The organism is Bradyrhizobium sp. LeoB3, from assembly GCF_055456055.1.
In genome coordinates, this window is record NZ_JBVBEF010000337.1 from 1 (window position 1) to 702 (window position 702).

Genomic DNA, 702 nt, shown 5'->3' on the forward strand with positions numbered 1-702 from the left:
AGGCCCGCGGCGATCTCGCGCGGCGTCTTGCCCTCGACAAACTCGCAGAAGATTCTCCGCACGATCTCGGCTTCGGCCTGGTCGATCTCGAGCTCGCCTGGTTTTGCCTGCGATCGCCCGATAGCCGTAGGCGCGGCCCCCGGCGTGGCGGCCGTCGCGGATCACGCTCTTGAGCCCGCGGCGGGTGTGGACAACCCGGTTCTCGAGAAACATCTCGCCCATGAGCGCGCGCAGGGCGCCATCGAGCTTGCCCACCTTGCCGCTCGCCGTGTGGATCGCAATGCCGAGGAAGTCGAGCCGCTTGCGTGCGGTATGCCAATCGCCCTGGTCGCGCGAAATGCGATCGACGTCCTCGGCGACGATGACATCGAAGCGGCGCGCTTCGGCTGCTCGCATCAAGTCCTGGAAGCCGGGACGATTGACGGTCGAGGCGCCGGAGATCTCGCGATCGCAGAAGGTCAGCACGACCGTAAAGCCTTCGCGGGCGCAGAGCTCGCGGCAGGACGCGATCTGATCGTCGACAGATCTATCGTTCTGCCGATCGGACGAGAAGCGGGCGTAAATGGCTGCGCGGATCATTTGCGGTTGCCTCCAGCTCGGCCCGGCGGACGAGCTCGGCCGCATGATCCTGCCTTGCGTGCAGTAATGCAAGGGCGTGCGCAACGGCCAAAGCGGCCGCGCCAGGCCTTTCCGCGGATAACT

Annotated in this window: 1 protein-coding gene; it reads right to left on the reverse strand. The window is 66.1% G+C overall.

Annotated elements, in window-relative coordinates; all coding sequences use genetic code 11:
- A partial coding sequence (locus ACZXDY_RS46200; protein WP_464350056.1) for a recombinase family protein occupies nucleotides 1–579 on the reverse strand: 579 nt, incomplete at its 3' end.
- Nucleotides 580–702: the final 123 nt, after the last annotated feature.